Origin of the sequence: Citrobacter sp. MGH110 (genome assembly GCF_001037515.1) — a bacterium.
GTDB classification, from domain to species: domain Bacteria; phylum Pseudomonadota; class Gammaproteobacteria; order Enterobacterales; family Enterobacteriaceae; genus Citrobacter; species Citrobacter portucalensis.
Genome location: NZ_KQ089830.1, coordinates 2,514,281 through 2,540,748 on the forward strand (window position 1 = coordinate 2,514,281; position 26,468 = coordinate 2,540,748).

The following is a 26,468-nucleotide window of genomic DNA, read 5'->3' on the forward strand; positions in this document are numbered from 1 at the left end:
AGCAGCCCATACCCGCGACTGCATCCAGGCGCGCAAGTATATCACCATCACGCGGCTACTGTGCACATTGCGCGTTATTTGCTTATCAGTGCGAGTCCGTTACCATAGTCTTGTGCTGCCAATACAGAGAGTCAGACATTCATTATGCCGAAGAAAAATGAAGCGCCCGCCAGTTTTGAAACCGCGCTGAGCGAGCTGGAACAAATTGTTACCCGTCTGGAAGGCGGCGACCTGCCGTTAGAAGAAGCGTTGAACGAATTCGAACGTGGCGTACAGTTGGCGCGTCAGGGACAGGTCAAATTGCAACAGGCTGAACAGCGCGTACAAATCCTGCTGTCAGATACTGAAGACGCCGCCCTTACGCCTTTTACACCGGATAATGAGTAAATGGATTTTACGCAGCAGCTACAGGCTTGCGTTGAGCAGGCCAACCAGGCACTGAGCCGTTTTATCGCGCCACTGCCCTTTCAGAACACTCCCGTGGTAGAAACCATGCAATATGGCGCATTATTAGGCGGTAAACGCCTGCGCCCGTTCCTGGTGTATGCGACCGGTCAGATGTTTGGGGTCAGCCTGAGTACGCTTGATGCTCCCGCTGCCGCCGTCGAATGCATTCATGCCTATTCGCTGATGCACGATGATTTGCCCGCGATGGATGACGATGACCTGCGACGCGGTCTGCCGACTTGCCACGTAAAATTTGGCGAGGCAAATGCGATCCTGGCCGGAGATGCGCTACAAACGCTGGCATTCTCCATTATCAGCGACGCCCCAATGCCGGAAGTCACTGACCGTGACCGCATCGCGATGATCTCTGAACTGGCTCAGGCCAGCGGCATCGCCGGTATGTGCGGCGGTCAGGCGCTGGATCTGGAAGCTGAAGGTCATCAGGTTGAGCTGGATGCGCTGGAGCGGATTCACCGCCATAAAACCGGAGCATTGATTCGCGCCGCCGTGCGTTTGGGGGCGTTAAGTGCTGGCGATAAAGGGCGAGAATGCCTGCCAATACTCGACAAATACGCAGAAAGCATCGGTCTGGCTTTCCAGGTTCAGGATGACATCCTGGATGTGGTAGGCGATACTGCAACATTGGGTAAACGTCAGGGTGCTGACCAGCAGCTTGGCAAAAGTACCTATCCTGCACTTCTGGGTCTTGAGCAAGCCCAGAATAAAGCCCGGGATTTAATCGAGGACGCCCGCCAGTCGCTAAGTCTGCTGGCCGCACAGTCACTCGATACCTCGGCACTGGAAGCGCTAGCGGACTACATAATCCAGCGTGATAAATAAACCAACATATCCCATGAGCTTGCGATGAGTTTTGATATAGCCAAATACCCGACCCTGGCGCTGGTCGACTCCACCCAGGAGTTACGTCTGCTGCCAAAAGAGAGCCTGCCAAAGCTTTGCGACGAACTGCGCCGCTATTTGCTCGACAGCGTAAGCCGTTCCAGCGGGCACTTCGCCTCTGGTCTGGGCACGGTGGAACTCACCGTCGCGCTGCACTATGTCTACAACACCCCGTTTGACCAGTTAATCTGGGATGTGGGACATCAGGCTTATCCGCACAAAATTCTGACTGGTCGCCGCGATAAAATCGGCACCATTCGTCAGAAAGGCGGCCTGCATCCGTTCCCATGGCGCGGTGAAAGCGAGTATGACGTACTGAGCGTTGGGCACTCTTCAACCTCCATCAGCGCAGGTATCGGTATTGCCGTTGCCGCCGAGAAAGAAGGTAAAGAGCGCCGTACCGTGTGTGTGATTGGTGATGGTGCCATCACCGCAGGGATGGCGTTTGAAGCGATGAACCACGCGGGCGATATTAGGCCCGACATGCTGGTTATCCTCAACGACAACGAAATGTCGATTTCAGAGAACGTTGGCGCGCTGAACAATCATCTGGCACAGCTGCTCTCTGGCAAACTCTACTCCTCGCTGCGCGAAGGCGGGAAGAAAGTCTTCTCCGGCGTGCCGCCGATTAAAGAACTGCTCAAACGTACTGAAGAACACATTAAAGGTATGGTTGTGCCGGGGACTCTGTTTGAAGAACTGGGCTTTAACTATATCGGTCCGGTGGACGGTCACGACGTGCTGGGGCTTATTACTACGCTCAAAAACATGCGCGATCTGAAAGGCCCGCAGTTCCTGCACATCATGACCAAAAAGGGTCGTGGCTACGAGCCTGCGGAAAAAGATCCGATAACCTTCCACGCGGTACCCAAATTCGATCCGTCCAGCGGATGCCTGCCGAAAAGCAGTGGCGGCCTGCCGAGCTATTCAAAAATTTTCGGTGACTGGCTGTGCGAGACCGCGGCGAAAGACAATAAGCTGATGGCAATCACCCCGGCAATGCGCGAAGGTTCCGGAATGGTGGAGTTTTCACGTAAGTTCCCGGACCGCTATTTCGATGTGGCGATTGCCGAGCAGCACGCTGTGACGTTTGCTGCCGGTCTGGCGATTGGCGGCAACAAGCCGGTGGTAGCCATTTACTCGACCTTCCTGCAACGCGCCTACGATCAGGTGCTGCACGATGTAGCCATCCAGAAACTGCCGGTCCTGTTCGCCGTTGACCGGGCAGGGATTGTTGGCGCAGATGGACAAACCCACCAGGGGGCGTTCGATCTCTCCTTCCTGCGCTGCATCCCGGAAATGGTCATCATGACCCCGAGTGATGAAAACGAATGCCGCCAGATGCTGTTCACCGGCTATCACTACAACGATGGTCCAACGGTCGTGCGCTACCCACGCGGTAACGCGGTAGGCGTTGAGCTGACCCCGCTGGAACAACTGCCAATTGGTAAAGGCATCGTGAAACGTCACGGGGAAAAAGTGGCGATTCTCAACTTCGGCACCCTGATGCCGGAAGCCGCTCAGGTCGCAGAGTCGCTGAACGCCACGCTGGTCGATATGCGCTTTGTAAAACCACTGGATGAAACGTTGATCCTTGAAATGGCTGCCCAACACGAGGTGCTGGTTACCATTGAAGAGAACGCCATTATGGGTGGTGCTGGCAGCGGCGTAAACGAAGTGCTGATGGCCCATCGTAAGCCCGTCCCGGTGCTGAACATTGGCCTACCAGACTTCTTCATCCCGCAGGGAACTCAGGATGAAGCTCGTGCCGATCTGGGTCTGAATGCCGCCGGAATTGAGACCAAAATCAAGGCCTGGCTGGCATAATCCCCTCCCCGCTCCTGCTATGCTTAATTCATCACGAGCTAAGCAGGAGTGGATTGATGAAATACAACATCTTAGGAAAAACCGACCTACGGGTCTCCCGCCTTTGCCTGGGTTGCATGACATTTGGCGAACCCAATCGCGGCAATCACGCCTGGACGCTACCTGAAGAAAGCAGCCGCCCGATAATCAAACACGCCCTTGAGGGCGGCATTAACTTTTTCGATACCGCCAACAGCTACTCCGCTGGCAGCAGCGAAGAGATTGTCGGCCGCGCGCTGCGTGATTTCGCCCGCCGCGAAGATGTCGTGGTCGCTACCAAGGTTTTTCACCAGGTTGATGATTTAGCGGAAGGATTATCCCGCGCACAAATTCTGCGCTCAATCGACGATAGCCTCAGACGCCTGGGTATGGACTATGTGGACATCCTGCAAATTCACCGCTGGGATTACAACACGCCAATCGAAGAAACGCTGGAGGCTCTAAACGACGTCGTGAAAGCCGGTAAAGCTCGCTATATTGGCGCCTCATCCATGCACGCTTCGCAGTTTGCCCAGGCTCTGGCCTTACAGAAGCAACACGGCTGGGCGCAGTTCGTCAGCATGCAGGATCACTACAACCTAATCTACCGCGAAGAAGAACGCGAAATGCTGCCGCTTTGCTATCAGGAAGGCGTGGCCGTTATCCCATGGAGCCCGCTGGCGCGCGGTCGCCTGACGCGTCCCTGGGGAGAAACGACCGCACGTCTGGTTTCCGATGAAGTCGGTAAAAATTTGTACAACGAGAGCGATGAAAACGACGCGCAAATCGCCGCACGACTGACCGGTGTCAGTGAGGAGTTGGGTGTAACGCGGGCACAGGTTGCGCTGGCCTGGCTGCTGAGCAAACCCGGCGTGGCAGCGCCAATTATTGGTTCTTCACGTGAGGAACAGCTGGATGAGTTGCTCAACGCGGTAGATTTAACGTTGAAGCCGGAGCAGATTGCCGAGCTGGAAACGCCGTACAAACAGCATCCGGTGGTGGGATTTAAATAAGCGAGGTTGTAGATTGTAGGCCGGATAAGCATAGCGCATCCGGCACTGATCGCCCGATGTCGCGGCACTTATCGGGCCTACAATAGCCGCTGAAAAGGGTTAAATGATACCTACCGGCCAGTGATGACCGATAAAATACAAAATTCCGGCAGAGAGTATTCCGGCCACAATATCGTCGATCATGATCCCCGTCCCGCCATGCACGTTGCGATCGAACCAACGAATCGGCCACGGCTTCCACATATCCAGAATACGGAAAATCACAAATCCGGCGGCAACCCACTGCCAGTCGTTGGTCGGCAGCGCCATCAGGGTAATCCACATCCCGACAAACTCGTCCCAGACAATGCTACCGTGATCGTGCACGCCCATATCTTTCGCCGTTTGATGGCACAGATAAACGCCGATACAGATAGATAACATCACCACCAGCGAATACAGCTGCCACGGCAGGAAGGTCATTAAATACCAAAAAGGGATTGCCGCCAGCGATCCCATCGTGCCTGGAACAATTGGGCTCAGCCCGCTGCCAAAACCGGTGGCTAACAGGTGCCACGGATTGCGCATACTCAGGCGGCTTTTGGCGACATCTTTTTTAAGGCGCGGCAAAATGGTCATATCCTTTCCAGTCAAACGTGACGGGTTTTCCATCGCGCGTAAAGTGAATGCCTTCCACGTCCGCGCTCATCTGCCCAATACAGGTAAACGCTGCGCCGAGATTTCCCAGCGCCACTTCCAGCGCACCACGATTAATTTCCGGTACGGTAAAGCATAACTCATAATCTTCACCTCCCGAGAGCGCCCAGCGCAGGGCCTGTTCCGGCTCAACGTGCTGTGACAATGCAGTGGAGTATGGCAGCACATCAACGTTAACCCGTGCGCCACAGCCGCTGGCATTAACGATGTGTCCCAAATCGGAAATCAGGCCATCGGAGAGATCGATAGCCGCACTGGCCAGATCGCGCAGGGCTTGTCCCTGCAAAATACGCGGCGTGGGACGCAGATGGCGTTGCAGAAGATAGTCCGCGTCTGTTGCATCTGCAACCTGCAATCGGTTCTGCAAAATCGCCAGCCCGGCCGCACTGTCGCCCGGCGTGCCGGTAACATAAATCCAGTCACCCGGTTTCGCGCCAGAGCGTTTTAAGGCCCGCCCAACGGGGACGTAGCCATGAATACCCAGCGTCATCGACAGCGGCCCACGCGTGGTGTCACCGCCAATCAGCTGCATATCATAGTAATTGAGGAGTTCAAACAGGCCATCGCTGAAGGCTTCCAGCCAGGCTTCATCGACGTCAGGTAACGTGAGCGCCAGCGTCAGCCACGCAGGATCCGCCCCCATCGCCGCCAGATCGCTCAAATTCACCGCCAGTGCTTTCCAGGCGAGATCGGTCGGATCAATGTCGGGGAGAAAGTGGTTGCCTGCCACCAGCGTATCGGTACTGATCGCCAGCGTTTGTTTTTCAGGGATGTTCAGAAGTGCGCAGTCGTCACCAATACCGGTTTCGACATCAAGACGAGAAGTTCTTACGCGGTCAAAATAACGGGCAATCAGGGAAAACTCGCCACATGCCATACGTTATGCCTCAGCAGAAAAAAAAGAAAAAGCCGGGGACAGCGGAAACAGGTTCCACCATCCAGCCGGCCTCGGGATTACTTTTTGTTGGGGCGAATCACAGGTGCTGCTTTATCCAGTACGCCGTTCACGAATTTGTGGCTATCTTCAGCGCCGAAGGTTTTTGCCAGTTCAATCGCTTCGTTGATGGCCACTTTGTACGGCACATCACTACGTTTAGACAATTCAAACAGCGCAATACGCAGTACGGCTTTTTCTACCTGACCCAGCTCTTCCAACAGACGAGACAGGTAAGGCTTCATTAATCCATCCAGGTACGCGCTGTTAGTCGCCACCCCGGACAGCAGTTCACGGAAATACAGAACGTCGACATCTTTAACGTCCTGTTCCGCCAGGAACTGGTATTCAACATCAGCGATGTCGTTCTGGGACAACTGCCAGGAGTAGAGCGCCTGGACGGCACACTCACGGGCGCGGCGACGAGCAGCAGGTTTCACGGATTTCCCCTTACAAAAATCAGGCCTTGATGGCTTTCAATACATTAATCATTTCAAGCGCAGTCAGTGCAGCTTCTGCGCCTTTGTTACCGGCTTTAGTGCCAGCACGTTCGATGGCTTGTTCAATACTTTCGGTGGTCAGAACACCGAAGGCTACCGGAATGCCACTGTCCTGAGCGACATGCGCCAGGCCATTGCTTGCACCGCCAGCCACATATTCGAAGTGCGCGGTACCGCCACGGATCACCGTACCGAGCGCAATCACCGCGTCGTATTTACCGGTTTTTGCCAGTGCGTCAGCGGCCAGTGGCAGCTCATATGCACCTGGAACCCAAACAACGGTAATGTTTTCATCTTTAACCTGGCCAATACGTTTCAGGGCGTCGATAGCACCTTCCAGCAGGCTGTCATTGATAAAGTTGTTGAAACGCGCAATGGTGATGGCGACGCGAGCGTCCGGGGTAGCAACGTTAGCTTCAATAATGTTCATATTCTTCCTTCGGGTTCGATTTATGGCCCCGTAAGGGGGGCGGATTTTATCATAATATTCTGTGCGCTGCTTCCTCTAAATCAGAAAGCCTCACGCAGTCGTTAAATGCAGGCAAACGTCCGGGCCCACCTGGCGTATCTCATTGAATTTGAAATGGGGTGCGTCAGCCAGTTTCTCAAGGCCTGGAAGCACACATAATCCTCTCGCATCGCTGCCTAACAGTTTAGGCGCAACATACACGATTAGCTCATCGACCAAACCGGCCTGTAATAATGCCCCGGCGAGCGTTGGGCCAGCTTCAACCCAAATACTGTTAATTTGCTGTTTGCCCAGTTGCATCATTAGCACCACCAGATCCAGATGTCCGTTATGTTCCGGCACCTTCAGGCTGCGCACCGTCTCCGGCCAGCTACGAGGGTCGTCTTCAGTCCGGACAATCCAGGTTTCTCCAGGCTGTTGCACAATTCGGTGCGCCGGTGTGACCTGATTCTGGCTATCAAGAACAATGCGGATTGGCTGACGCAGCTCTTCCTGCGGGTAACTCGCCTGAGTTGACTCCCCAAGCTCCGACCAACGCACGGTAAGCTGAGGGTCGTCTGCCAGCACCGTCGCACTGCTGGTTAAAATGGCATGGCTTTGCGCGCGCAAGCGTTGCACATCGCGGCGCGCCTGTGGCGAGGTGATCCACTGGCTTTCACCGCTGGCCATCGCTGTACGGCCATCAAGCGACGCGCCAAGCTTAAGCTGAAGATACGGGAATCCCGTACGCATGCGCTTGAGGAAGCCTTTATTCAGTTGCTCAACTTCGCTCATCATCAGCCCGTGGCTGACGTCGATACCCGCCTGCTGCAAACGGTAGAGCCCACGTCCTGCGACCTGCGGATTGGGATCCTGCATCGCCGCAACCACACGCGACACCCCCGCCGCAATCAGCGCATCGCAACACGGCGGCGTGCGACCATGATGACTACAGGGTTCAAGCGTCACGTAGGCAGTTGCCCCCTGCGCTTTTTCTCCGGCCATCCGCAGAGCATGAACTTCGGCATGCGGTTCGCCCGCTCGGTGATGATATCCTTCACCGACGATCTCCCCATCTTTCACAATCACGCAGCCCACGTTGGGGTTGGGGTGAGTGGTAAAACGTCCGCGCGCAGCAAGCTTTAGCGCGCGCGCCATGTACAATTCATCCTGCATGGCTTAGTCCTGTAGGCGAGCAATCTCTTCGCCAAATTCTTTGATGTCTTCGAAACTCCGGTAGACAGAGGCAAAGCGGATGTAGGCGACTTTATCGAGCTTTTTCAACTGCTCCATCACCAGGTTGCCAATCATCTTGCTCGGCACCTCACGCTCACCCGTCGCACGCAGCTGTGATTTGATATGGTTTAACGCCATTTCGACGTCATCTGCGCTGACAGGCCGTTTCTCAAGCGCTCTGAGCATGCCGCTGCGCAGCTTTTCTTCATTAAAGGGTTCACGCACATCGTTGCTTTTCACAACGCGCGGCATAACAAGTTCAGCCACTTCAAAAGTGGTGAAACGTTCGTTACAGACCAGACACTGCCGACGGCGGCGTACCGAGGAGCCCTCGCCTACAAGACGAGAGTCAATTACCTTAGTGTCTACGGCGAAACAGAATGGGCAATGCATACGGCGTCCTGTACCTCAGTGGTTAACAGAATCTATTTTACCCTGAACTGCCGTGACAACAAAGGCGCTGCGCTTTTGAGACAAAGGATCGATGCCTTCGTGCTCAGTGCACACTACCATTATGCTATCGCGACAATGAAGGAAGTAATCACAATGACAAGACGTTACCTAAGAATTCTCCTGGTGGGAAGTCTCTTTAGTCTTAGTGCCTGCGCACAGCAAAGCGAAGTACGCCAGATGCATCAAAGCGTTAGCACGTTGAATAAAGAGATGACGCAGCTTAATCAGGAAACGGTAAAAATTACGCAACAAAATATGTTGAATGCAAAATCAACCAGCGGCGCCTATCTGCTGCCGGGCTCCAAAACCCCGGCACGACTGGACAGCCAGATTGGCACCTTACGCATGTCGCTGGTGAACATTGCGCCGAACGCCGATGGTACGCGCCTGACGCTACGAATTCAGGGTGAATCCAACACGCCTTTACCCGCCTTTAGCGCCACCGTCGAATACGGGCAAATTCAGGGCACCACGGACAACTATCAGGAAGTGAACGTTCATAACCAATTGGTCAACGCTCCGGCGAGTATTCTTGCTCCCAGCGACGTAGACATTCCGTTACAGATAAATGGCCTCACTCCAGATCAGTTAGGATTTGTGCGCATCCACGACGTCCAGCCTGTTAGCCAATAAACTTTTTTGCGGAACGTTTTGTGCGTTCCGCAACATCACTCTGCTTCTTTTTGTTACTCCCCTGACATAACCGATATTTCTGGTAAAACTTGGCAACATTCATGGGAGCCAGTACAATTCGCCGCCTAAAGTACGCAAACGTGAACGCAATCGATTACGTAAATGATAGAACTGTGAAACAAGACATATTTTTGTGAACAATGATTTTTATAATAGGCTCCGAAGAATTACGAAATATTTAGAAACGCAAATTGCGCATTTTTCACTCCCGAAAGGGATTTCAAACAGTGGCATACATATGAAAAAAACATTACTTGCAGCCGGTGCAGTGCTGGCGCTCTCCTCGTCTTTTACTGCCAACGCAGCAGAAAATGACAAACCGCAATATCTGTCCGACTGGTGGCACCAGAGTGTCAACGTGGTGGGTAGCTATCACACCCGTTTCTCCCCGAAACTGAACAACGACGTGTATCTGGAATACGAAGCGTTTGCCAAAAAAGACTGGTTTGACTTCTATGGCTACATCGATATTCCGAAAACCTTCGACTGGGGTAACGGCAACGATAAAGGTATTTGGTCTGACGGTTCCCCGCTGTTTATGGAAATCGAACCGCGTTTCTCCATCGACAAACTGACCGGTGCTGACCTGAGCTTTGGTCCGTTCAAAGAATGGTATTTCGCCAACAACTACATCTACGATATGGGTGATAACAAAGCCAGCCGCCAGAGCACCTGGTATATGGGTCTGGGTACCGATATCGATACCGGTCTGCCGATGGGTCTGTCCCTGAACGTGTATGCTAAATACCAGTGGCAGAACTATGGCGCATCCAACGAAAACGAGTGGGATGGCTACCGTTTCAAAGTGAAATACTTTGTGCCGATCACCCAGGTTTGGGGCGGCCAGTTGACCTACATCGGCTTCACCAACTTCGACTGGGGCTCAGATTTGGGTGATGATCCGAACCGCACCAGCAACTCTATCGCATCCAGCCACGTCCTGGCGCTGAACTACGATCACTGGCACTACTCCGTCGTAGCGCGTTACTTCCATAACGGCGGCCAGTGGAAAGGTGGAGATACCCTGAACTGGGGCGAAGGCGACTTCAGCGCGAAATCTACCGGTTGGGGTGGTTACCTGGTCGTAGGTTACAACTTCTAATCCAGACAATGTTTCGCAGACAAGCCAGCTTAACCGCTGGCTTTTTTATGGCTGGTCTTCACAGCGTACTTTACGCAAAAAGTCACTTAGCGAGCGATCTGCCGATTCGCGAAAATGCCTGTCGAGTGGCGTAATCTTCAGACATCGATCAACGCGAAAGCAACGATAATCGTCACGCTTCTCGCACCAGCCAACCAGCAGCCAGTGCTCGCCCCAGAAAAATAATCCCAGCGGCTGAACGTCGCGCCAGGAGAGATTCCCGGACTCATCACGATAATGCAGCGCCAGCACCTGCTGTGCTGAAACCGCGCGATGTATGAGATCGAAGGCACTACGTGAATGCGGCTGATTACCAAAATCTGGCGCGAAAATCCGCGTTTGCTCGGCTCTGCGCCGACTCTCTGGCGGCAATATCGCCAACACTTTTTCCTGCGCGGATTCCAACGCCTGTGAGAGTGAATCCCCACCCCATGTTTTCAGCAATCGAATCGCTACCATCAATGCTTCTGATTCGTGATGCGTTAACATCAACGGCGGTAGATCAAACCCGGCCATTAAGCGGTATCCGCTGCCCACTTCGCCTTCAATAGGCACACCGGATAAAGAGAGATCGCGGATATCGCGATAAATCGTCCGTTCAGAAACCTCAAGACGCTCTGCCAGCAGCGCCGCCGTTGTCACTCGCCTGCCACGCAGGATTTGCACAATCTGAAACAAGCGGTCGGCGCGTCTGCTCATTTTAATCCTCAGTGCTGAAAATATTACGCGGGTTGATGTAAACCAACACGATTGCCTTCGCTGTCAGTAAATAGCGCAATCGTACCAATGTCCTGCCCCAGTTCGAGTGGGCCAAACACACACTGACCGCCAGCAGTGGCGACGCGTTCAAGCGTTGCAGCCAAATCGTCCGTATGCAGATAAATAATAGCGCCCTGCGCTGAAGGCGTAATACCGTCAAATTTAGCCAGCGCCCCGCCGGGAGCGGGATCCTGATGCGGAAATACGGCGAGCTCAGCGCAGTCCATGTTCTCCCGGCGCAAAGAAACCTGCATTACTGGCTCATAAAAAGCGATGGCGCGATCCATTTGTACCACGGGGATTTCAAACCAATTAATTACATTGCTCATACTTCCTCCTGCCTGTGTGGGTAATCTCAGGAGGACTATATGACAGGGCTACTGACAGCATACTGTCAGTAGTGTGGCGACAGGAAAAGATAATTACCTGTCGCTAATTCACAGGCAAAAAAAATCCCGACCTTGCGATCGGGATTCCAGTATCTTCACTCCTGGATGGGTTAAGGCAGAATCGACGGTTGATCCGCCCCTTCTTTCTCGACCTTCTGCTGCAGCATGTGCTCACGCTTCATACCCAGCTTCAGCGCCAGCGCCGATGCCACGTAGATAGAAGACGCAGTACCGATAGAAACACCGATCAGCATCGTCAGCGAGAATCCTTCCAGTACCGGACCACCGAACAGGAACAGCATCAGAATAACCATCAACGTTGTACCGGACGTAATCAACGTACGGTGCAGCGTTTGAGTCAGTGACACGTTAAAGATTTCGTAAGGCGTACCGCGACGAATTTTGCGGAAGTTTTCACGAATACGGTCAGATACAACGATACTGTCGTTCAGCGAGTAACCGATTACCGACATCAGTGATGCGACGATAGTCAGGTCAATCTCGATATGGAACAACGACAGGATCCCAAGTGTGATAATCACGTCGTGCGCCAGCGCGATAACTACCCCTGCCGCCAGTCGCCACTCAAAGCGGAAACCGACGTACACCAGGATGGAGATCAACGCCGCCATCAGCGCCATCGCACCGGTTTGCGCCAGGTCTGCACCCACGCTCGGACCCACGAATTCAATTCGCTTCACCGCGGCGTTTTGGTTGGTGGATTCGTTAATCACACTCAACACTTTGCTACCCAGCACCTGACCGCCGTCTGCACCTTCAGTTGGCGGCATACGTACCATAATGTCGTGGCTGCTGCCGAAGTTCTGCAGAAGCGGATCAACGAAGCCCGCTTTCTCCAGCGCATCGCGCATCACGTCCATATCGGCCGGTTTTTCCAGCGTGATTTCAATAACCGTACCACCGGTGAAATCGAGACCCCAGTTAAACCCGCGTACGCCCATCACCACGATGGCCGCAATCAGCAGGAAACCTGAAATGCCGAAAGCCCAGTAGTCCCAGCGCATAAAGTCCCAGACTTTACGGCCGTGGTTCAATTGTTCAACAGTATATTCCTGTGCCACTTCGCACTCCTCAGATTGACAGCTTTTTGACGCGCTTGCCGCCATACAACAGGTTTACGATGGCACGTGTACCGACAATCGCGGTAAACATCGACGTCGCCACACCAATACCGGTAGTAATCGCGAACCCTTTAATTGCCCCGGTGCCAACTGCGTACAGGATGATGACCTTGATCAGCGTCGTAATGTTCGCATCAAAGATGGAGCTAAATGCGCCCGCATAACCTTCATTGATGGCCTGCTGCACCGAACGCCCGTTACTCAACTCTTCTTTGATACGTTCGTTGATCAGTACGTTCGCATCGACCGCGACGGCAAGGGTTAAGACGATCCCCGCAATCCCCGGCATACTCAGCGTAGCACCCGGCAGCAACGACATAATACCGACAATCAGCACCAGGTTAGCAATCAGCGCACTGGTCGCAATCAGACCGAACTTCTTATAGAAGAAGATCATGAACAGGATAGACACCACCAGACCGGCCAGACATGCTTCCAGACCCTGTTTAATGTTCTGCATACCCAGGGTTGGGCCGATGGTACGTTCTTCAACAATCTGAATCGGCGCAATCAACGCACCGGCACGTAACAGCAGGGAAAGCTGGCGTGCTTCGTTCGGGTTGTTGATACCGGTGATACGGAAGCTGTTACCCAGGCGAGACTGGATATTGGCGATGTTAATCACCTCTTCCTGCTTCACCAGTACTGCACGACCGTTGGCATCTTTCTTACCGCTGTCTTTGTACTCCACGAACAGGGTCGCCATCGGCTTACCGATGTTGTCCTTGGTGAAGTTGGACATGATGTTACCACCTGCGCTATCCAGCGAGATGTTAACCTGCGGCTGATTGTATTCGTCCTGGCTGGAAGTGGAATCGGTGATATGGTCACCGGTCAGGATCACGCGCTTGTACAGCACAACCGGCTGACCTTCACGAGATTGTTTCACTTCCGAGTCACCCGGTACACGCCCGGATGCCGCAGCAGACTGGTCAACGTTGGTATTTACCAGACGGAATTCCAGCGTCGCGGTTGCGCCCAGAATTTCTTTCGCACGCGCGGTATCCTGAATACCCGGCAGTTCGACCACAATGCGGTCAGCACCCTGACGTTGTACCACCGGCTCAGCAACACCCAGTTGGTTAACACGATTACGCAGAATGTTGATGTTCTGCTGTACCGCGTATTCACGGGCTTCGCTCAGGCGCGCATCGGTCATTACCGCACGCAGAGCATTGCTGCCCTGGCTGGAAATAACCAGATCCTGGTGACGTTTGCTCAGGTAAGAGATAGCTTCATCACGGGCGCTGCTATCACGGAAAGTGATGCTCAGACCGTAGTTATCTTCTTTGCGAACGGTAGTATAAGGAATGCCTTTTTCACGCAGATCGCTGCGCAGGCTATCGATATTTTGTTCCTGCAACTTACTCAGCGCGGTGTCCATATCCACTTCCATCAGGAAGTGAACGCCGCCACGCAGGTCAAGACCGAGTTTCATCGGTTCTGCGTGAATGGCAGCCAGCCAGCGCGGGGTTGCCGGAGCAAGGTTAAGCGCCACGACGTACTGATCGCCCAGTACGCCCATTAATACTTCACGTGCGCGCAGTTGGGTATCAGTGGAGTCGAAGCGCGCGAGAATAGCACCCTCTTCCAGAGCCACAGACTTAGGTGTGATTTTATCTTCTTGTAACGTTTTCTGGACCTGGATCAGCGTTTGCTCACTGGCGGCGGCACCGCGCACGCCAGTGATTTGAACAGCCGGATCCTCACCATACAGGTTGGGAAGCGCATAGAGCAGACCGACGACAATAACGACGATCAGCATGACATACTTCCACAAAGGATAACGGTTTAACACGGCAGTTCCCTTTGGGAAAACAATAAATTACAGCGCCTTCATGGTGCCTTTCGGCAGAACGGCAGCTACGAAATCACGTTTGATAACCACTTCAGTGGTGTCGTTCAGCGCGATAGCGATGTAGCCAGATTCTGCTACTTTAGTCACGCGACCCACCAGACCACCGTTAGTCAGTACTTCATCGCCTTTCGCAATGGAGTTCATCAGGTTCTTGTGTTCTTTGGTACGCTTTTGCTGTGGGCGCAGGATCATGAAATAGAAAATCAGACCAAACACCACCAGCATCAGAATCAGAGACATCGGGCTGCCCTGCGCCGGAGCACCTGTTGCCGCTACCGCATCAGAAATAAAAAAGCTCATTCAAATTCCCTCATTATTAAAATTAATCAACGTTCACAGGTGGAACTGGTCTACCCTGACGTTGGTAAAAATCGGTCACGAAGCTCTCTAATTTACCCTCTTCAATAGCCTTGCGTAAACCCGCCATCAAACGCTGGTAGTAGCGAAGGTTATGAATCGTGTTGAGTCGCGCGCCCAATATTTCGTTGCAACGGTCGAGATGATGCAAGTAAGCGCGCGAATAATTGCGACAGGTGTAACAATCACACTCAGCATCGAGCGGACTGGTGTCGCTTTTATGTTTCGCGTTACGAATTTTTACCACGCCGTCAGTCACAAACAAATGACCATTACGGGCATTTCGCGTTGGCATCACGCAGTCAAACATATCGATACCGCGACGCACGCCTTCAACCAGATCTTCTGGTTTGCCGACGCCCATCAGGTAACGCGGTTTATCTGCCGGAATCTGCGGGCAAACATGTTCCAGAATGCGGTGCATATCTTCCTTCGGCTCACCGACAGCCAAACCGCCGACAGCGTAGCCATCAAAGCCGATATCTACCAGACCTTTGACGGAGATATCACGTAAATCTTCGTAAACGCTGCCCTGAATGATGCCAAAAAGCGCATTTTTGTTGCCGAGACTATCAAAACGGTCACGGCTGCGCTTCGCCCAACGCAAAGACATCTCCATTGAGCGTTTAGCATAGTCCCAGTCGGCCGGATACGGTGTACATTCATCGAAGATCATCACGATATCGGAACCGAGATCGTATTGAATCTCCATCGACTTCTCGGGATCGAGGAAAATCGGATCGCCGTTGATCGGGTTACGGAAATGCACGCCCTGCTCGGTTATCTTACGGATATCGCCCAGGCTGAACACCTGGAAGCCGCCGGAGTCGGTGAGGATCGGCCCTTTCCACTGCATGAAATCGTGCAGATCGCCGTGCAGTTTCATGATTTCCTGACCCGGGCGCAGCCACAGGTGGAAAGTGTTGCCGAGGATAATCTGTGCGCCGGTCGCTTCAACTTCTTCCGGCGTCATGCCTTTTACTGTGCCGTAAGTACCGACCGGCATAAAAGCAGGCGTTTCTACTACGCCACGATCAAAAACCAGGCGGCCGCGGCGAGCGCGACCGTCTGTGGTATCCAGTTCAAATTTCATTTTTTCTCCTGCATCAGAGAGACAGTCTGATGATTAAACTTTCCCCACGGAATCACTCCACGGAGTAAAAATATATTAACCCACTGGCGAAGGCGCAATCCGCGCAGCCAGTTTGGGGGCGACCAGCGCACAGCCACCGGAGCGTACACGCAGTACGTGAGGATGGCGAGTGAGATAGCCTTCTCACGGTCGCTCAGAAATAGCCTGCGGATTGTACGTGATAAACATGGCATCCCCGTAACTAAAAAAGCGATATTCCGCTTTTACCGCTTCATGATAGGCGTGCATGGTGTTTTTATAACCAGCAAATGCGGAAACCAGCATAATCAGCGTTGATTCCGGCAGGTGGAAGTTGGTGACCAGAGCATCAATCACCTGATATTTATAGCCTGGATAAATAAAGATTTGTGTATCGCCGAAGAACGGCTCGATGAGATCGTTTTTGGCCGCCTGCGCCGCACTTTCCAGCGAACGCACGGAGGTGGTACCTACCGCAATCACGCGATTACCGCGCGCTTTCGCCGCCAGCACCGCGTCCACCACATCCTGCGGCACTTCCGCATATTCGGAATGCATAATGTGGTCTTCGATGGTGTCTACGCGCACCGGCTGGAAAGTACCCGCTCCAACGTGCAGGGTGACGAACGCCATTTCAATGCCTTTATCGCGCAGTTTAGCCAGCAGCGGATCGTCAAAATGCAGACCCGCGGTCGGCGCAGCGACGGCACCCGGTTTTTCGCTGTACACGGTCTGGTACAGCTCGCGGTCGGCGTCTTCATCCGGACGGTCGATATACGGAGGCAACGGCATATGGCCGATGGCGTTGAGGATATCCAGCACGCTGCGTTCGTCGTTAAACTCAACTTCAAACAGCGCGTCATGGCGGGCGACCATCGTCGCTTTAATACTTTCGTCGTCGCCCAACAGCAGCTCGGCACCCGGTTTCGGCGCTTTCGAGGCACGAATATGCGCCAGAATACGTTTGTCATCCAGCATACGCTCGACCAGCACTTCAATCTTGCCGCCGCTGGCTTTACGACCAAACAGACGCGCAGGAATGACGCGGGTGTTGTTAAAGACCAGCAAGTCTCCAGGGTTGAGCTTATCGAGCAAATCGGTGAAAGTACCGTGCGTCAGCGCGCCCGTCGGCCCGTCCAAAGACAGCAAGCGGCAGCTACTGCGCTCAGCTTGCGGATAGTGGGCAATCAGGGATTCGGGTAGTTCAAAGGTGAAATCGGTAACGCGCATGACACTGACTCAGACTAAAATAAGAGGCGGGTAGTCTAGTGCCGGGGCGTTCTCCCTGCAACCTTTACCCCTCTGGATAAACGTTTAACTATGAATTTTCTTGCACATTTGCATCTCGCTCACCTTGCCGATAGCTCGCTTTCCGGCAATCTGCTGGCCGATTTTGTCCGGGGTAATCCGGAAACGCACTACTCGCCTGATGTGGTAGCAGGCATCTTCATGCATCGTCGTATCGACGTGATGACCGATAACTTACCGCAGGTGCGTGAAGCCAAAGAGTGGTTTCGTAGCGAAACGCGCCGCGTCGCGCCGATTACGCTGGACGTTATGTGGGATCATTTTCTGTCGCGCCATTGGTCGGAAATCTCCCCTGACTTCTCGCTGACAGACTTTGTGCGCTATGCCCGTACCCAGGTAACCACTATTTTGCCGGAATCGCCGCCGCGCTTTATCAATCTGAACAACTATATATGGTCAGAGAAATGGCTTGAGCGCTACCGGGACATGGATTTTATCCAGAACGTCCTGAACGGCATGGCCAGCCGCCGTCCACGGCTCGATGCCCTACGCGACTCATGGTATGACCTCGATACGCATTACGATGCGTTAGAAGAACGATTCTGGCAGTTTTATCCGCAAATGATGGAACAGGCGCGGTGTAAAACCCTTTGATCGCAGCCCGCATTCCCCGCCGGATAAGCAGTAGCCGCCGTCCGGCAAAAGATTGATAGACAAAACCTGTCTCATTGATTGCCAGCGCCTCTTTGTCTTATCCCCGAACACTCTCTATACTGGCCCGCGTTGCGTTCCAAAAACCCCTTAACTTTGCAGGAGAATTATATGGTACTGGTAACTCGTCAGGCTCCGGATTTCACAGCAGCTGCGGTACTGGGTAGCGGTGAGATCGTTGAAAACTTCAACTTCAAACAGCATACCAACGGTAAAACCACCGTTCTGTTCTTCTGGCCGATGGACTTCACCTTCGTTTGCCCGTCTGAACTGATCGCATTCGACAAACGTTACGAAGAATTCCAGAAGCGCGGCGTTGAAGTTGTTGGCGTTTCCTTCGACTCTGAATTTGTCCACAACGCATGGCGTAACACCCCTGTCGACAAAGGCGGCATCGGTGCAGTGAAATACGCAATGGTTGCTGACATCAAACGCGAAATCCAGAAAGCCTACGGCATCGAGCACCCGGAAGCGGGCGTTGCGCTGCGCGGTTCTTTCCTGATCGACGCTAACGGCGTTGTTCGCCACCAGGTGGTTAACGATCTGCCGCTGGGTCGTAACATCGACGAAATGCTGCGCATGGTTGACGCGCTGCAGTTCCACGAAGAGCACGGCGACGTTTGCCCGGCACAGTGGGAAAAAGGTAAAGAAGGTATGAACGCGTCTCCGGACGGCGTGGCAAAATACCTGACCGAGAACGTTTCCAGCCTGTAATTGGCATGAATCGACAAAAGGCCCGCAAATGCGGGCCTTTTTTATTGTTAGCAGATCCGATAAGCGATTAAAACGCGAAGCAGGAGCAGCCAAGCGCGCCCCAGAAAGCCCGGTCATCTGACACCGGAATCCCCGATTTCCGCGCAATATCATGCTGGTGACCGTGTACGCCGCAGCTGCCGCAGCACTGGTGCATCTGCACCATTGCGCCAATTTTCGCCGCAGCAGGTGGCGCTGAGCGATAGTGCCCCGGCACCTTCACCACTGGCGACCAGTCCGGCACAATCGGAATAGCAGGTGGTGCCAGCGGGGTGAAATGCCCGGCGGCGTAAACCACTTTGCCATCAACAACGGTCATCACCGACTCGATACTTTTGATCTCTTCTTCCGGCACGCTGAAGTAATCTTTAGACAGCACCACCAGGTCGGCCAGTTGATCTTTCTCGATGCGCCCTTTCTTACCCTGCTCGCTGGAAAACCAGGCGCTCCCGGCCGTCCACAGTTCCAGGGCAACATCACGCGGCAGACGGTTGTTATCATCGTACATTGCCATCCCGCCAACGGTACGGCCCGAAACCAGCCAGTAGAGCGCGGTCCACGGGTTGTAGCTGGCCACGCGGGTGGCGTCAGTCCCCAGCCCGACCGGAACGTCAGCCGCCAGCATTTTCGCCACCGGCGGCGTATGTTTAACCGCGTCTTTGCCGTAGCGATCGACAAAATACTCTCCCTGGAACGCCATACGGTGCTGGACCGCAATCCCGCCGCCCAGTACTTTTACACGCTCAATGTTCCGTTCAGTAATTGTTTCGGCGTGATCGAAGAACCAGTGCAGGCCATTGAACGGGATATCACGATTAACTTTCTCAAATACGTCCAACATTCGGCTGATAGATTCATCGTAGGTGGCGTGCAGGCGGAACGGCCAGCGATGCTCCACCAGGTGACGAACCACGCGCTCCAGCTCATCTTCCATCCCCTCCGGCAGATCCGGACGTGGCTGAAGGAAGTCTTCAAAATCCGCTGCAGAAAAGACCAGCATTTCCCCCGCCCCGTTGGCACGATAGAAGTCGGTTCCCTGCCCTGGCTTGAGCATATCGGTCCAGCGTTCAAAGTCTTCCAGTTCCTGCTTCGGACGCTGGGTAAACAGATTGTAGGCAATACGTACCGTCATCTGTTTGTTAGCGTGTAACTGCTCAATGATCTCGTAATCTTCCGGGTAGTTCTGGAAGCCGCCGCCCGCATCGATGGCGCTGGTCAGTCCCAGACGGTTCAGTTCACGCATAAACTGACGGGTCGAGTTAACCTGCATTTCCAGCGGCAGTTTTGGTCCTTTTGCCAGCGTCGAATAAAGGATCATGGCGTTCGGTTTAGCGATCAGCATTCCGGTCGGGTTGCCGTTGCTATCACGCACAATCTCACCGCCCGCCGGATCCGGCGTCGCTTTGGTATAGCCAACCGCTTTCAGCGCGGCGCGGTTGAGTAAAGCCCGGTCGTAGAGATGCAGAACAAAAACCGGAGTATCCGGAGCGGCTTCATTCAGTTCTTCGAGGGTTGGCATGCGACGTTCGGCAAACTGGAATTCACTCCAGCCGCCCACCACGCGTACCCATTGTGGCGACGGCGTTCTGTCAGCCTGGTCTTTGAGCATACGTAGCGCGTCCGCCAGTGACGGCACGCCCTCCCAACGCAATTCCAGGTTGTAATTCAGTCCACCACGAATAAGGTGCAGGTGCGAATCGTTCAGGCCCGGAATCACCGTATGTCCTTGCAGATCGACAACCTGCGTCCCTTCGGCGGCAAAGCTCATTACCCGTTCGTGGCTACCGGTCGCCAGGATCTTTCCGTTGGCGATCGCCACCGCCTCGACCTGCGGACTTTGCCTGTCGAGAGTATGAATTTTTCCGTGAGTCAGAATCAGTGTGGCAGTTTGAGACATAACAATCTCCTGAGATACCGGTCAGGCTTTTTTCAGCCATCCGGCAAACAGACGGGTTACGATGGGCATCCAGAACCAGACCACCAGCGCAACCACAAAGGCATCATTGATGAGATGCAGGAGTAACGAGCCCTTCATTGCAGGCAGCACAATGCCGGTCAACCACGGCACCAGATTGGTGCTGGGAAATATCACCAGCAGGGTTATCAGAAACTGTTTCCAGCGTTTGGGCTGGCGTACATGGGGCGCGGGCGGCGTAAACCAGAATGCTGCTTCGGTGCGAATTTCGGTTTTGTCACCTTCAGCCAGCAGTGGAGCAATCTCTTCGACCAACACGCGGCGCGTATCGGACTGGGTCCAGCTATACAGATGCTCAAGCGTGTCGAAGCGGATAATGATGTTCCACAGGTTGTTGCCATCTGCCGGGCGAATCACGTTCGCCCCGAGATGACCGGGAAATTCAGCCGCTACAGGCATGATTTTCCCCAGCCACTGCTCATACCGCTGCGCCTGCTCAGGTAGCAGAGTGTGAGTAATTACCAACGTCACATGTTTGTTCTGCGCCATGAAGGGTTCCTTGTTGACAGGAAACAGGCCACTTAGGCCAGGAAAGCAATACACAAAATCATTCATGGTGCATCGAGGCGGCAAGGCTGTGGATCCCCGGGAGCTTACATAAGTAAGTGACCGGGGTACGCAAGCGAAGCCAACAAAGATGCAACATGAAGGATGACATGTATTTAAGCTTTACGTTCCGGCGCGCCATGCACCATGGTATAGGCATAATCCACGCCCATACCGTAGGCGCCGCTGTGCTCGCGTACCAGATCCATTACGGCGTCGTAGGTTTCTTTGCGGGACCAGTCGCGCTGGTACTCGAGAAGAACCTGTTGCCAGGTTACGGGTACGGCACCTGCCTGTACCATGCGGTCGATAGAACGCTCATGAGCATCTACGGACGTGCCGCCGGAGGTATCAGTTACCACATAAACTTCATAGCCTGCCTCCAGTGCCATCAGCGCCGGAAAAGTCAGACATACTTCGGTCCACAGCGCGGAGATAATCAGTTTTTTACGCCCGGTCGCTTCCACTGCTTTCACAAACGCCGCATCTTCCCAGGAGTTCATTGAGGTGCGTTCAATGGGTTTGACATCAGGATGAACCGCTAACAATTCCGGCCAGATATATCCGCTAAAACTTTTGGTTTCTACAGAAGTATAAATCACCGGAACATTGAATATTTTCCCGGCTTTCGCTAATGCCACGGTATTATTTTTTAAAGTCTGGCGATCAATATTCGCCACACCGAATGACATTTGCGGCTGATGATCAATAAAAATAAGCGTAGAGTTTTGAGGGTCAATCAGTTCCCGAATAGACATAGCACACCTTCTTAATCAATAAGTTAAAAGGCAACGGTCTGTATCTGCCGTCAGCAGCAGGATCCTGAATCAGAAAGCTTGTTGAGTATAGCGGGAAATTTCTAACGAGTTATTAAAGAAAACTTACCATCCTGTGAAACTATTAATTTTGTGTTGCGATATATCCTAAACAACATCAAAAAAATGCGCATGACTCATCTAATTTATTCACTGGCATTGTTTTTCTTCATTCGGTACAACAGAAGGGTTTAATTTTCAGGATATTTTCTGCTTATGCGCATTAATCTGGATGTTTTGCTTATTCTCGACGCTCTCGACAAACAGGGTTCATTTGCCGCAGCGGCCGAGTCGCTGTTTAAAACCCCTGCCGCACTCAGCTATATGATTCAGAAGCTGGAAAGCGATTTGAATATCGAGCTGCTTGACCGTTCCGGGCACCGGGCAAAATTTACCGATACCGGACAGATGATGCTGGAAAAAGGGCGTTTGCTGCTGAATGCGGCAAAAGATCTCGAAAAGCAGGCGGTACAGCTGAGTTCAGGCTGGGAAAAAGAGCTGGCAATTGCGCTGGACGACTCCTTCCCTTTCTCCGCGCTGTTGCCCATTATCGATGAATTTCATGCGCTCAATAAGCAAACTCGCCTCAGTTTTACCCACCATACGCTGGCGGGCTCCTGGGAGGAGCTGACCCATAATGGAGCCGATATTATTCTGGGGGCAATTAATGAACCGCCAACGTCTGCAGCCTGGTCCTATAAAATGCTCGGCACGTTGGACAATGTGTTTGTCGTTGCGCCTGAGCATCCGCTGGCCGCAGCAGCAGACGGCCTGACCAACGAACAGTTATGCCTGCATCGGGCGATTGTTATCAGCGACAGCGCCCGCTTCTGCCATCCGTTACAAACCAATCTGATGGAGGAACAGGCGCAAATCCGCGTCGATGACTTCCACAGTAAGGTGATGCTACTACGAGCCGGTATGGGCTGCGGATTTCTCCCCCGCCATATTGCCAGCCCGTGGCTTACCACGGGCGAGCTGGTGGAAAAAACGGTTATCTCATTTCGCCAAAAAGACGTGGCTTATATGGCATGGCGCAATAACCGCGATGGGCTGGCACAGCGCTGGTGGCGGGAAACGCTGCTGGCAAGCCCGGAGATTGCGCGCTTATATCAATGACCTATCCATACCGAGGCGGAAATCGCCGACAACGTCAGGATATCGTCGGCAAGCATGCCGTTGCCCTCTTTGTGCTGCCATTGACTTACGCTCAGTAATGGCGAGGCTGGCAGGACCACTTCACAAGCGTGGCCACGGTTAATCGCTACCAGGACGCGCTGTCGGTTTAGCACGCGAACAAACACTACCACGTTATCCTCGGCGTAAATCACCTGGCAACCACCGTGGCTCAGCGCCTGATTCTGGTGGCGTAATTTTGCCAGCCGCTGATACAACGCCAGCAGGTTAGCGTCCTGTTTTTCAGGCTGCCACGGGAACGGTTTGCGACAAAACGGATCGTTGTTCCCGTCCAGCCCCACTTCGTCACCGTAGTAAATACAGGGCACGCCAGGCCAGGTAAACAGCCACACCACCGCTAGCGGTAACCGTGCGACGTCTTTACCGAGCAGAGATTTAAAGCGGGCGGTATCGTGGCTGTCGAGCTGATTAAACATCCGCAGCTGTTGCTGATGCGACAACCCCGCGCGGTAGTTATCCATCCACGCCATACAGGTCTGGGCATCAATGGATTGCGGGTCGTATGAGATATCGGTATTGGCGAGAAATCCCCAGAGGGGGAAAGTAAAGCCGCGATAGTTCATGGCGGCATCTTCTGCATCAGCCTGCAACCACTGGCGCGCATCGCCAAAATGCTCACCCACCACATACGCCTCTGGCTGGGTTTCTTTTGCCGCCTGCGTAATTCCGGCCACATGTTGTAGGTTGTTACGTGCGCCTCCGGCCTCTCCCAGCATGTGCACCACATCAAGACGCCAGCCGTCCATACTCCACGGCGCTTTCAGCCAGTGGCGGACGATACTGTCTTCACCACGATAAATTTCATTCACCAGGCTTTCCGAGGAAAAGTCCAGCTTAGGTAAGCTGGAATATCCCAGCCAGTCGAGCGCAACGCCGTCGGCTGAAAAATGATACCAATCGCGCCAGGGGGATTCTGGGTTATGGCACGCCCCGTCTGTTCCCCGATTATGTCGGTCAAACCAGGCGTGCGAATCGCCGCTATGGTTAAAGACGCCGTCGAGAATCAGACGCATGCCCTGCTGTTGGGTGTTGTGCCGCAGACGCAGTAGCGCCCTGTCGCCGCCAAATTGCGGATCAACATGACGGTAATCTTCGGTATCGTATTTATGCACGCTCGGGGCGGTAAATACAGGATTCAGGTACAGCGCCGTGACCCCTAACGTTTTCAGGTACGGTAGCTTTTCGCTGATGCCGTCCAAATCCCCGCCATAAAACGTGGAGCCACCGGCCTGAGCCGTAAGCGGTTCGTCCCATTCGCGCCGCACGATGTCGTGTCCGGCGGCGTGGTGGTAATAGACGTTATCCTGGCCCGCTTCACGCGACTGGCTGCGGGCAAAACGGTCCGGGAAAATTTGATAGAAAATCTGATCGGCAACCCACTGCGGACCATTATCCGGCACATCAACCGCAAACTGCTCCAGACGCGCAGGCGGAAAACGGCTGAATCCCTGCGGGGTGAACCACAGCTGACGATCGAGCCAAAGTAATTTAAAGCTATAGCGTCGACGAGGCTGCCCGCTGGAGAGATCGATCGCCGCTCGCCACGCGGTCACACCCGGCTGCGGCTGGCTGCGCTGCTTGTGCATAGCCAGCGAAATCTCTTCGTTATCGTTTTCTGCGCGTAGCGTCACCCGCTGGGGTGGATTTTCCCCCGCCAGCCATAATGTAATCGTCAGTTGATCTTTGTTTTGCTTAACAAATGGGGCAACCGGAAGGTGCCAGGCGTTCAACATCACGTATCCCCTTTGATGATAATGACGTCACCTTGCCATAGCGAAGTGCAGGATCACTCATCATCTTAACGTTTATTGGGGGAGGAGTTCGGGGGAGGAGAAAATTGCCGGGTAACGCAAAGCTACCCGGCAAAAATATTACTGTGCTTCAGCCAGTTGGCGCTCGCGACGGCGCTTGAATCCCCATCCGACCAGCAGCAGGACAATCCACGCAAAGCCGACGTACAGCGAAATGCGGGTATCCGGATGATAGCCGATGAGCGCGATGATAAAGACCAGGAAAATCAGGCCAACAACGGTCGTCGTTACCCCACCCGGAACTTTAAATTTCAGCGCTTTGACCTCTTCCGGCGGCAGACGACGACGGAAAGCAATCTGCGACAACAGGATCATAATCCACACCCATACCGTGGCGAAGGTCGCCAAAGAGGCGATCACCAGGAAGACGTTTTCCGGCATGATGTAGTTAAGATACACCGCAAACAGCAGCGCGATAGTCATCACCATTACCGTCACCCACGGCACGCCACGACGCGACGTCTTGGCGAACATTTTCGGGGCACTGCCCTGCTCCGCCATGCCGTGTAGCATACGCCCCACACCGAAGACGTCAGAGTTAATAGCCGACAGCGACGCAGTCAGAACCACAAAGTTGAGGATCCCGGCAGCAAAAGTAATGCCCATATGCTGGAACGTCATAACGAACGGGCTACCATCGGTACCCACCTGGTTCCACGGGTAGATAGACATAATGACGAACAGCGTCCCCACATAAAACACCAGGATACGCATTGGTACGGAGTTGATGGCGCGCGGAATAGATTTTTCCGGGTCTTTGGCTTCGCCTGCGGTAATCCCGATAATCTCAATCCCGCCATAGGCAAACATCACCATTTGCAGCGACATCACCATGCCGAGCCAGCCGTTGCTGAAGAAGCCACCGTTGCTCCATAAGTTATGGATACCGGTTGGTTGCCCGCCGTTGCCAATCCCCCAAATGATGATACCGAAACCGGCGACAATCATGATGATAATGGTGGCGACTTTGAAGAACGAGAACCAGAACTCCAGCTCACCAAACACCTTCACGCTCATCAGGTTGATGGCGCAGATAATCAGCACCACGCTGAGTACCCAAATCCAGTGCGGTACCGCCGGGAACCAGACGCCCATGTATATGCCGAAGGCTGTCACATCGGCAATGGCGACAATCAGGATTTCAAAACAGTAGGTCCAGCCAGTAATGTAGCCTGCCAGCGGTCCGAGGTTTTCCTGCGCGTAGCGCGAGAAGGAGCTGGCTGCCGGGTTATGAACAGACATTTCGCCCAGCGCACGCATAATAATGTACGCCGCGACACCGCCGATAATATAGGCCAGCAATACGCTTGGCCCCGCCATTTTGATAGCGTCGGCCGAGCCGTAAAACAGCCCGGTACCAATTGCTGAACCTAATGCCATAAAGCGGATGTGCCGGGTGCTCAGCCCACGCTTTAGCTTGTTATTACTTTCCATCGATTCCTAACCTGTTAACACAATAAAAAAACCACGGGGCCATGTTAATAGCCCCG

Annotated in this window: 27 protein-coding genes; 9 read left to right on the plus strand and 18 right to left on the minus strand. The window is 53.6% G+C overall.

Annotated elements, in window-relative coordinates:
* Window positions 1-144: 144 nt before the first annotated feature.
* The 4 genes from xseB to yajO are packed head-to-tail and all read left to right on the plus strand — an operon-like array spanning window position 145 to window position 4,205.
* On the plus strand, window positions 145-387 hold the full coding sequence (gene xseB, locus SK38_RS11965; protein ID WP_003021586.1) for an exodeoxyribonuclease VII small subunit: 243 nt from the start codon (window positions 145-147) through the stop codon (window positions 385-387).
* The gene (gene ispA / locus SK38_RS11970; RefSeq protein ID WP_008783932.1) at window positions 388-1,287 is read left to right on the plus strand and encodes a (2E,6E)-farnesyl diphosphate synthase; all 900 of its coding nucleotides are present in this window, start codon (window positions 388-390) and stop codon (window positions 1,285-1,287) included.
* 24 nt (window positions 1,288-1,311) lie between these two features.
* A complete protein-coding gene (gene dxs / locus SK38_RS11975; RefSeq protein WP_048235976.1) occupies window positions 1,312-3,174 on the plus strand; it encodes a 1-deoxy-D-xylulose-5-phosphate synthase in 1,863 nt (620 codons plus the stop codon).
* A gap of 56 nt (window positions 3,175-3,230) precedes the next feature.
* Window positions 3,231-4,205: a 1-deoxyxylulose-5-phosphate synthase YajO gene (yajO, locus tag SK38_RS11980; protein ID WP_008783931.1), complete on the plus strand. Its 975-nt coding sequence runs from the start codon at window positions 3,231-3,233 to the stop codon at window positions 4,203-4,205.
* Between the two features lie 99 nt (window positions 4,206-4,304).
* On the opposite strand, the gene pgpA is transcribed toward yajO, so the two are convergent.
* From pgpA to nrdR, 6 genes are all read right to left on the minus strand, one after another.
* Window positions 4,305-4,823, minus strand: a complete 519-nt coding sequence (pgpA, locus tag SK38_RS11985) for a phosphatidylglycerophosphatase A (protein WP_003021578.1) — start codon at window positions 4,821-4,823, stop codon at window positions 4,305-4,307.
* Entirely contained in the window at window positions 4,801-5,778 is a 978-nt protein-coding gene (gene thiL / locus SK38_RS11990; protein WP_008783930.1) for a thiamine-phosphate kinase, read from the minus strand. The genes pgpA and thiL overlap by 23 nt, the downstream gene beginning before the upstream one ends.
* Before the next feature lie 77 nt (window positions 5,779-5,855).
* On the minus strand, window positions 5,856-6,275 hold the full coding sequence (gene nusB, locus SK38_RS11995) for a transcription antitermination factor NusB (RefSeq protein ID WP_000801129.1): 420 nt from the start codon (window positions 6,273-6,275) through the stop codon (window positions 5,856-5,858).
* Between the two features lie 19 nt (window positions 6,276-6,294).
* The gene (gene ribH, locus SK38_RS12000; RefSeq protein WP_003021575.1) at window positions 6,295-6,765 is read right to left on the minus strand and encodes a 6,7-dimethyl-8-ribityllumazine synthase; all 471 of its coding nucleotides are present in this window, start codon (window positions 6,763-6,765) and stop codon (window positions 6,295-6,297) included.
* Window positions 6,766-6,855: 90 nt separating this feature from the next.
* Window positions 6,856-7,959, minus strand: a complete 1,104-nt coding sequence (gene ribD, locus SK38_RS12005; RefSeq protein WP_008783929.1) for a bifunctional diaminohydroxyphosphoribosylaminopyrimidine deaminase/5-amino-6-(5-phosphoribosylamino)uracil reductase RibD — start codon at window positions 7,957-7,959, stop codon at window positions 6,856-6,858.
* Between the two features lie 3 nt (window positions 7,960-7,962).
* Window positions 7,963-8,412, minus strand: a complete 450-nt coding sequence (gene nrdR, locus SK38_RS12010; protein ID WP_003021571.1) for a transcriptional regulator NrdR — start codon at window positions 8,410-8,412, stop codon at window positions 7,963-7,965.
* 153 nt (window positions 8,413-8,565) lie between these two features.
* Between nrdR and SK38_RS12015 the strand changes: the two genes are divergently transcribed.
* Window positions 8,566-9,105, plus strand: coding sequence for a SadB/YajI family lipoprotein (locus tag SK38_RS12015; protein WP_020996578.1), 540 nt, complete (start codon window positions 8,566-8,568; stop codon window positions 9,103-9,105).
* 298 nt (window positions 9,106-9,403) lie between these two features.
* Window positions 9,404-10,267: a nucleoside-specific channel-forming protein Tsx gene (locus tag SK38_RS12020; protein WP_003021561.1), complete on the plus strand. Its 864-nt coding sequence runs from the start codon at window positions 9,404-9,406 to the stop codon at window positions 10,265-10,267.
* A gap of 45 nt (window positions 10,268-10,312) precedes the next feature.
* Here the strand turns inward: SK38_RS12020 and SK38_RS12025 are convergent, their stop codons facing one another.
* From SK38_RS12025 to queA, 7 genes are all read right to left on the minus strand, one after another.
* Window positions 10,313-11,005 carry a helix-turn-helix transcriptional regulator gene (locus tag SK38_RS12025; RefSeq protein WP_032942528.1) on the minus strand — a complete coding sequence of 231 codons (693 nt, stop codon included), beginning with the start codon at window positions 11,003-11,005 and terminating at the stop codon, window positions 10,313-10,315.
* A gap of 23 nt (window positions 11,006-11,028) precedes the next feature.
* Window positions 11,029-11,394 (minus strand): VOC family protein, encoded by a 366-nt coding sequence (locus SK38_RS12030; RefSeq protein ID WP_032942527.1) that lies wholly within the window; start codon window positions 11,392-11,394, stop codon window positions 11,029-11,031.
* Window positions 11,395-11,564: 170 nt separating this feature from the next.
* Entirely contained in the window at window positions 11,565-12,536 is a 972-nt protein-coding gene (secF, locus tag SK38_RS12035; RefSeq protein WP_003021550.1) for a protein translocase subunit SecF, read from the minus strand.
* Window positions 12,537-12,546: 10 nt separating this feature from the next.
* Window positions 12,547-14,394: a protein translocase subunit SecD gene (secD, locus tag SK38_RS12040; RefSeq protein ID WP_003021547.1), complete on the minus strand. Its 1,848-nt coding sequence runs from the start codon at window positions 14,392-14,394 to the stop codon at window positions 12,547-12,549.
* Between the two features lie 27 nt (window positions 14,395-14,421).
* Window positions 14,422-14,754 carry a preprotein translocase subunit YajC gene (gene yajC, locus SK38_RS12045; RefSeq protein ID WP_003021544.1) on the minus strand — a complete coding sequence of 111 codons (333 nt, stop codon included), beginning with the start codon at window positions 14,752-14,754 and terminating at the stop codon, window positions 14,422-14,424.
* A gap of 22 nt (window positions 14,755-14,776) precedes the next feature.
* Window positions 14,777-15,904, minus strand: coding sequence for a tRNA guanosine(34) transglycosylase Tgt (gene tgt, locus SK38_RS12050; protein WP_003021535.1), 1,128 nt, complete (start codon window positions 15,902-15,904; stop codon window positions 14,777-14,779).
* 183 nt (window positions 15,905-16,087) lie between these two features.
* Window positions 16,088-17,152, minus strand: coding sequence for a tRNA preQ1(34) S-adenosylmethionine ribosyltransferase-isomerase QueA (gene queA / locus SK38_RS12055; RefSeq protein WP_032942525.1), 1,065 nt, complete (start codon window positions 17,150-17,152; stop codon window positions 16,088-16,090).
* A gap of 90 nt (window positions 17,153-17,242) precedes the next feature.
* Here queA and acpH point away from each other — a divergent pair, with 90 nt between their 5' ends.
* Together acpH and SK38_RS12065 are read left to right on the plus strand one after the other, a co-directional pair.
* Complete coding sequence (gene acpH, locus SK38_RS12060; RefSeq protein WP_048235977.1) at window positions 17,243-17,824, plus strand: ACP phosphodiesterase; 582 nt, start codon at window positions 17,243-17,245, stop codon at window positions 17,822-17,824.
* A 168-nt stretch (window positions 17,825-17,992) separates the two neighbouring features.
* Complete coding sequence (locus SK38_RS12065) at window positions 17,993-18,595, plus strand: peroxiredoxin (protein ID WP_003021524.1); 603 nt, start codon at window positions 17,993-17,995, stop codon at window positions 18,593-18,595.
* 67 nt (window positions 18,596-18,662) lie between these two features.
* Here the strand turns inward: SK38_RS12065 and SK38_RS12070 are convergent, their stop codons facing one another.
* From SK38_RS12070 to SK38_RS12080, 3 genes are all read right to left on the minus strand, one after another.
* On the minus strand, window positions 18,663-20,531 hold the full coding sequence (locus SK38_RS12070) for an amidohydrolase (protein ID WP_048235978.1): 1,869 nt from the start codon (window positions 20,529-20,531) through the stop codon (window positions 18,663-18,665).
* Between the two features lie 21 nt (window positions 20,532-20,552).
* Window positions 20,553-21,098: an antibiotic biosynthesis monooxygenase gene (locus SK38_RS12075; RefSeq protein WP_003830975.1), complete on the minus strand. Its 546-nt coding sequence runs from the start codon at window positions 21,096-21,098 to the stop codon at window positions 20,553-20,555.
* Window positions 21,099-21,271: 173 nt separating this feature from the next.
* Complete coding sequence (locus SK38_RS12080; RefSeq protein ID WP_003021513.1) at window positions 21,272-21,913, minus strand: hydrolase; 642 nt, start codon at window positions 21,911-21,913, stop codon at window positions 21,272-21,274.
* 273 nt (window positions 21,914-22,186) lie between these two features.
* Here SK38_RS12080 and SK38_RS12085 point away from each other — a divergent pair, with 273 nt between their 5' ends.
* A complete protein-coding gene (locus SK38_RS12085) occupies window positions 22,187-23,089 on the plus strand; it encodes a LysR family transcriptional regulator (RefSeq protein WP_048235979.1) in 903 nt (300 codons plus the stop codon).
* Here the strand turns inward: SK38_RS12085 and malZ are convergent.
* Window positions 23,083-24,900: a maltodextrin glucosidase gene (gene malZ, locus SK38_RS12090; RefSeq protein WP_048235980.1), complete on the minus strand. Its 1,818-nt coding sequence runs from the start codon at window positions 24,898-24,900 to the stop codon at window positions 23,083-23,085. The two genes, SK38_RS12085 and malZ, sit on opposite strands and share 7 nt — an antisense overlap.
* A gap of 138 nt (window positions 24,901-25,038) precedes the next feature.
* Window positions 25,039-26,412, minus strand: coding sequence for a proline-specific permease ProY (gene proY, locus SK38_RS12095; RefSeq protein WP_003021504.1), 1,374 nt, complete (start codon window positions 26,410-26,412; stop codon window positions 25,039-25,041).
* Window positions 26,413-26,468 lie beyond the last annotated feature (56 nt).

Excerpts from the sequence above, each read along its gene's own strand:
- ispA (WP_008783932.1), top strand. The coding sequence starts at position 388 with ATGGATTTTACGCAGCAGCTACAGGCTTGCGTTGAGCAGGCCAACCAG.
- SK38_RS12025 (WP_032942528.1), bottom strand. The coding sequence starts at position 11,005 with ATGAGCAGACGCGCCGACCGCTTGTTTCAGATTGTGCAAATCCTGCGT.
- thiL (WP_008783930.1), bottom strand. The coding sequence starts at position 5,778 with ATGGCATGTGGCGAGTTTTCCCTGATTGCCCGTTATTTTGACCGCGTA.
- SK38_RS12070 (WP_048235978.1), bottom strand. The coding sequence starts at position 20,531 with ATGTCTCAAACTGCCACACTGATTCTGACTCACGGAAAAATTCATACT.
- SK38_RS12015 (WP_020996578.1), top strand. The coding sequence starts at position 8,566 with ATGACAAGACGTTACCTAAGAATTCTCCTGGTGGGAAGTCTCTTTAGT.
- dxs (WP_048235976.1), top strand. The coding sequence starts at position 1,312 with ATGAGTTTTGATATAGCCAAATACCCGACCCTGGCGCTGGTCGACTCC.
- yajC (WP_003021544.1), bottom strand. The coding sequence starts at position 14,754 with ATGAGCTTTTTTATTTCTGATGCGGTAGCGGCAACAGGTGCTCCGGCG.
- xseB (WP_003021586.1), top strand. The coding sequence starts at position 145 with ATGCCGAAGAAAAATGAAGCGCCCGCCAGTTTTGAAACCGCGCTGAGC.
- SK38_RS12020 (WP_003021561.1), top strand. The coding sequence starts at position 9,404 with ATGAAAAAAACATTACTTGCAGCCGGTGCAGTGCTGGCGCTCTCCTCG.
- proY (WP_003021504.1), bottom strand. The coding sequence starts at position 26,412 with ATGGAAAGTAATAACAAGCTAAAGCGTGGGCTGAGCACCCGGCACATC.
- SK38_RS12065 (WP_003021524.1), top strand. The coding sequence starts at position 17,993 with ATGGTACTGGTAACTCGTCAGGCTCCGGATTTCACAGCAGCTGCGGTA.
- ribD (WP_008783929.1), bottom strand. The coding sequence starts at position 7,959 with ATGCAGGATGAATTGTACATGGCGCGCGCGCTAAAGCTTGCTGCGCGC.
- queA (WP_032942525.1), bottom strand. The coding sequence starts at position 17,152 with ATGCGCGTTACCGATTTCACCTTTGAACTACCCGAATCCCTGATTGCC.
- yajO (WP_008783931.1), top strand. The coding sequence starts at position 3,231 with ATGAAATACAACATCTTAGGAAAAACCGACCTACGGGTCTCCCGCCTT.
- SK38_RS12080 (WP_003021513.1), bottom strand. The coding sequence starts at position 21,913 with ATGTCTATTCGGGAACTGATTGACCCTCAAAACTCTACGCTTATTTTT.
- nrdR (WP_003021571.1), bottom strand. The coding sequence starts at position 8,412 with ATGCATTGCCCATTCTGTTTCGCCGTAGACACTAAGGTAATTGACTCT.
- malZ (WP_048235980.1), bottom strand. The coding sequence starts at position 24,900 with ATGTTGAACGCCTGGCACCTTCCGGTTGCCCCATTTGTTAAGCAAAAC.
- SK38_RS12075 (WP_003830975.1), bottom strand. The coding sequence starts at position 21,098 with ATGGCGCAGAACAAACATGTGACGTTGGTAATTACTCACACTCTGCTA.
- acpH (WP_048235977.1), top strand. The coding sequence starts at position 17,243 with ATGAATTTTCTTGCACATTTGCATCTCGCTCACCTTGCCGATAGCTCG.
- SK38_RS12085 (WP_048235979.1), top strand. The coding sequence starts at position 22,187 with ATGCGCATTAATCTGGATGTTTTGCTTATTCTCGACGCTCTCGACAAA.
- ribH (WP_003021575.1), bottom strand. The coding sequence starts at position 6,765 with ATGAACATTATTGAAGCTAACGTTGCTACCCCGGACGCTCGCGTCGCC.
- pgpA (WP_003021578.1), bottom strand. The coding sequence starts at position 4,823 with ATGACCATTTTGCCGCGCCTTAAAAAAGATGTCGCCAAAAGCCGCCTG.
- SK38_RS12030 (WP_032942527.1), bottom strand. The coding sequence starts at position 11,394 with ATGAGCAATGTAATTAATTGGTTTGAAATCCCCGTGGTACAAATGGAT.
- tgt (WP_003021535.1), bottom strand. The coding sequence starts at position 15,904 with ATGAAATTTGAACTGGATACCACAGACGGTCGCGCTCGCCGCGGCCGC.